Here is a 4,222-nt window from a genome sequence, read left to right as displayed (position 1 = left end):
GCAGACGGTCAAAACCGCCGCCTGATCGTGCCCACCGTCAGGGGACCACTCCACTGAATGCAAGCTTTTGGGCATCCTGGACCCTGAAGGAGGGTGGATGCCATGCCTCGAACACGCTTCACGAATGAACAGATCGCCTTTGCCCTGCGGCAGGCGGAGAATGACGAAGCGGTGGCCTGCGCATCGCCTGCCTGGAGCCGTTCGCCGATCTTGCGCCCCGCAAGCAGCAGGCGGTCCTGCGCCGGCTCGACCGCATCGGCAAGGATGTCATAGCCGACTGGAGGGACCGGTCCTCCCTCAGCCTCGTCCTGACGCTCTGGTACGTCCTAAAGGACCTGGTTGACCGGGAGGTGCTGATCCTGTGGCAGGGCTCGGCCATGGATCGGGCAGTGCACACCTTGCTGCCGATGTTCGAGTATGGCTTCGAGGAGCAGAAGCATGACGCCGCAGCCCAGGAGCAGGCCGTCCGGTTGCTCGCTCGCCTGCGAGCCGAAGGGCTCTACGGCTGATCGGGCGCGCAGCCACCTTGCTGCGCCTTCCATACTGGGCCTTATGCGAACAGCCGTTGCAAGAACCAGCAGCGAAGTGCACCCCGTAGAAGGCGTGTGTTCCTCTACTCCATGCCTGATAATGTCCTTTATCAGATAGATGAAAGGAGCCGAACCCGCATGAGCCACACCCCACTGGATAGGACGATGCAGATCGGGAACGCCCGCGCGATGGCCGCCGAGATCGCCCACTCCCTGCACGCCGAGAGCTACACGCCGGTGGCGGTGGCGGAAGGTCTGATCGAAGGAGCCTTCTTCGCGCTGGCCAACGACCGTGACGCCTTCCTGGCCGTGCTGGTCCGGTTCCGGCACGCCAACGGCTTCTAACGGGAGGATCAGGCTGTGTCGGTTCTGAAGCGGGTCAATCGTACCCCTGTTTCACCCGCACTTCTCGCTGAGGCCGCCGAGGGCAAGGCCGCGTTCGATGGGTCGGCTGCAGTGGTCATGCCTGCGCCTTAGATGCACGCGTGGATTGTGCCTAGTCTGCCAATGCCACGCACTCAAGCAATTCGCATCGTTCAGATTGAGCCAGCCAAAGGGCGAGCAGTGCGTGTTTGGCCCACAGGGCCGCTGCCTTAGCGAGTAGACGGACGTGCAGCCGTTACAGACCGCCTTATCGGTTTTGACCGCAGCGGGATAGGGAACGCTGAAAGGCTGAGTAAGACCCGTGCGCCCTGGATGGCTGATAGGGTACTCTGGGCTGCGTCCTCACAGCGTGCAGCATACTCCAGCTGGTCCAGGCGACCTTGTAGGCGTTCGGCAACACGCCGGTCCTGACCAGGCGGCAGCTCCTGCAACAGGGCAATCAGCTCTTGCATGAACGGGCAGGAAGCAGGAGGCGTAGCAGGGAGCATTGATTACAGGCTTCCCTGGGTTGCTAGTCATTCGGACCTACACGCAGCGACACTGCGACGCAGTAAACTATGTAAGTCCATCAGGCAATTGTGATGGGTAAGATTTTAGGTTGCAGACTATTTGTACAGTAGTGCACATAGTGCGGTTGAGAGAAACGTCCGCTGGAAGCTCTAATCGTGGGGTGTGGCGAGCGCTACTCAGGAAAGCAATGAGCGTTGAGGTTGAGCTCAACCGTGCAGAGCCGGCTCCCTTGCTCATCACGGACGTATGCCACGAAGTTGCGCTTCCCATCCGGAGGCGGTGCCTCACGACCGATATCAGGCAGCGCGGCGATGGCCGCGTTGCGAGCCGCCAACAGGTTCTCGTAACAGGTGCCCTCATCGTCCCGCAGGCACACAGAGCCGTCGTCGTAGTCGATGAAATAGCGAGGCATCACAAGGCGCAAGCAGGGTGGAGCACACGGACACAAGCCTAGAAACCCTGTGCGTGCAAAAGGTTGCATAGGTTAGGTTGCGTACGTGCCGGGTGGCAGCCAAGCCGATGAAAGTCGCTGAACTTTCGCGCATATGGGCACTTGTGCACAGACAGGGCGATAAGCGTTGCGGTAATGAGGAGCCTGAACCAATCAGGAACGACCTGCCGCTTTCCCATGCCCTCCGACGTCGATGCACTGCTTAGCGGCAATCTGCTCCTCAGCGCCTTGCGCCTGCCCGATCAGGCCCTACTCAAGCCGCACCTGGAACTCAAAGAGTATGCGCGCGGTGATGCCCTCTTTGAGGCCGGTGAGGATGTCGGGTTCATCTCCTTTCCGCTTGGCCAGTGTGTCGCTGCCCTGGTGATCGGCCTGCAGGACGGTCGTGCCGTGGAAACCGCGACGGTGGGGCATGAAGGCGCCATCGGCGGGGTGGTCAGCCAAGGAGCTCTGCCGGCGTTCAGCCGCGCGGTGATCCAGGTGCCCGGTTCGGTCCTGCGCATCGAGGCGGCCGTCCTCCAGCAGATCAAGCAAGCCTCACCCGGCCTGCGCAACCTGATGACCCGCTACTCCGATTGCTTGCTCGCCCAGGTTCTGCAATCGGTGGCCTGCAACGCCAGTCATACGATCGAGGCACGCTGCGCCCGCTGGCTGCTGAGTCTGCAGGACCGGCTTGGCACCGATGTCCTGCCGATCACCCACGAGGTGCTGGCCGAGCTGCTGGGCGTGCAGCGCTCCTACCTCTCGCGGGCGCTCAGGATGTTGCAGCAGCAGGGGCTGATCCAGGTCCGGCGCGGGCGGATCATCATCGTGAGCCGCTCCGCGGTGGAGGGCACGGCCTGCGAGTGCCACGGCGCGGTCAAGCGGCACTACGAGACTGTGCTCGGGGCCGTCTACAGCGCGAGTGGCGCGCTGGTGTCTCTGCGCAGCATGACAAATGATGATGGTCCGCTGTATCAGGCGGTTTGAGCACAAGGCACGTAACGGATACAACTTATAGCACCAGACACCGCGATGGTTAACGCTTTCGACAACGCCTACGCACGCGTGCCGCAGCAGAGCTTTGACGATGCTCTGCGGGTGGCTGTCGAACTGTGCAAGGTGACCTATGCCATCATTTGCTTGAAGGACGGAGAGCACCTGCAGGTGCATGCCAGCTTCAGTGCGCGCGGGGGCAAGGCTGCACCGGAAGTCTGTCGTGAGGCGCGCATTCCAGACGATCTGGCGGTGGTGACGGACCTGCAGGCGCTGCCGAAGCGGACTCACATCCTCCTTCCTGGTGGTGCGACGCGTTTCTACGTGGCCGTCCCGCTCCGGACCTCGACCGGCGGTGACTTGGGTGTGCTCTGCTTGCTGGATGATACGCCCCGGCCTGCTGGCCTGACCGAGGCCCAGCAGGCCTGTCTGCAGGGCCTAGCCCGGCAGATTGTGACCCTGTTCAAGCTCCAGCGTGCCGCCCACGAGCATCGCGGTCAGCAAATCCTGCACCAGCGCATCCTGGATAGCGCCACGGATTACGCGATCATCGCGATGGACCGGGGCGGCCGCGTTACCCGCTGGAACACGGGGGCCGAGCAGATCCTCGGCTGGCGTGAGGGGGAGATGCTGGGGGATCCCGCGCATGTGTTCTTCACGCCGGAGGACCGCGCTGACGGTCGCCCGGAAACCGAGATGGCGCTGGCGCTTAAGAACGGCCGCGCGCCGGACGAGCGCTGGCATCTGCGCAAGGGCGGGGAGCGGTTCTTTGCCAGCGGCGAGATGATGCCGCTCAAGGATGAAACGGGCACGGTGCAGGGGTTCCTGAAAATCCTGCGTGACCGCAGTTGGCAACGTGCCGATGAGGCTGCCCTAAGCAAGGTCCAGGACCAGCTGCGCCTAGCGGTTTCGGCAACCGATGTCGGCATCTTCGACTACGACCTGATCACGGGCAAACTGGGCTGGGATGCGCGGACGTGCGCCCTGTTTGGCCTGCCGGCTGGTACAGCAGTCAGCTACGACACCTTCCTAGCCGGCCTGCATCCGGAGGACCGGGACTGGGTCGATCAGGCGGTCAAGACCGTGCTCGCTCCCGGCAGTGACGGCACCTACGACATCGCCTATCGCACGATTGGCCTGCAGGATGGCATCGAGCGCTGGGTCGCCGCCAAAGGTCAGGTGTTCTTCGAGAACGGCCGCGCCGTGCGCTTCATCGGCACCACACGCGACATCACCGAAGACCGGCGCGCCGAACAGGTGCTGCGCGAGACCGAGGAGCGCTACCGCATGGCGGCGCGCGCGACCAACGACGCGATTTGGGACTGGAACCTGGCCAGCGACCACATCCGCTGGAACGAGGCGGTGCAGACCC

The 4,222-nt window shown here is 63.2% G+C and carries 5 protein-coding genes; 4 read left to right on the top strand and 1 reads right to left on the bottom strand.

The annotated features are described in order from the left end of the window. Positions 1 to 350: 350 nt before the first annotated feature. Both AX737_RS35700 and AX737_RS10975 read left to right on the top strand, forming a co-directional pair. On the top strand, positions 351 to 509 hold the full coding sequence (locus AX737_RS35700; RefSeq protein ID WP_245293426.1) for a hypothetical protein: 159 nt from the start codon (positions 351 to 353) through the stop codon (positions 507 to 509). A 159-nt stretch (positions 510 to 668) separates the two neighbouring features. Continuing rightward, positions 669 to 875 (top strand): hypothetical protein, encoded by a 207-nt coding sequence (locus AX737_RS10975; RefSeq protein WP_156453653.1) that lies wholly within the window; start codon positions 669 to 671, stop codon positions 873 to 875. Positions 876 to 1,596: 721 nt separating this feature from the next. On the opposite strand, the gene AX737_RS31980 is transcribed toward AX737_RS10975, so the two are convergent. Further along, entirely contained in the window at positions 1,597 to 1,836 is a 240-nt protein-coding gene (locus AX737_RS31980; protein ID WP_082772988.1) for a hypothetical protein, read from the bottom strand. Between the two features lie 216 nt (positions 1,837 to 2,052). Between AX737_RS31980 and AX737_RS10970 the strand changes: the two genes are divergently transcribed. Both AX737_RS10970 and AX737_RS10965 read left to right on the top strand, forming a co-directional pair. Further along, positions 2,053 to 2,844 carry a Crp/Fnr family transcriptional regulator gene (locus tag AX737_RS10970; RefSeq protein ID WP_066921260.1) on the top strand — a complete coding sequence of 264 codons (792 nt, stop codon included), beginning with the start codon at positions 2,053 to 2,055 and terminating at the stop codon, positions 2,842 to 2,844. 45 nt (positions 2,845 to 2,889) lie between these two features. Beyond that, positions 2,890 to 4,222 (top strand): PAS domain S-box protein (locus AX737_RS10965; RefSeq protein ID WP_156453652.1); only part of this gene is annotated, 1,333 nt, incomplete at its 3' end.

The sequence above is a fragment of the Methylobacterium sp. CCH5-D2 genome, from assembly GCF_001556475.1.
GTDB lineage: Bacteria > Pseudomonadota > Alphaproteobacteria > Rhizobiales > Beijerinckiaceae > Methylobacterium > Methylobacterium hispanicum.
The sequence above is the reverse complement of the archived record's forward strand: the minus strand, read 5'-3'. Positions and strand labels throughout refer to the sequence as shown.

Bases quoted from the DNA above. Each gene is read 5' to 3' on its own strand.
- AX737_RS31980 (WP_082772988.1), bottom strand. From the start codon at position 1,836: ATGCCTCGCTATTTCATCGACTACGACGACGGCTCTGTGTGCCTGCGG.
- AX737_RS10975 (WP_156453653.1), top strand. From the start codon at position 669: ATGAGCCACACCCCACTGGATAGGACGATGCAGATCGGGAACGCCCGC.
- AX737_RS10970 (WP_066921260.1), top strand. From the start codon at position 2,053: ATGCCCTCCGACGTCGATGCACTGCTTAGCGGCAATCTGCTCCTCAGC.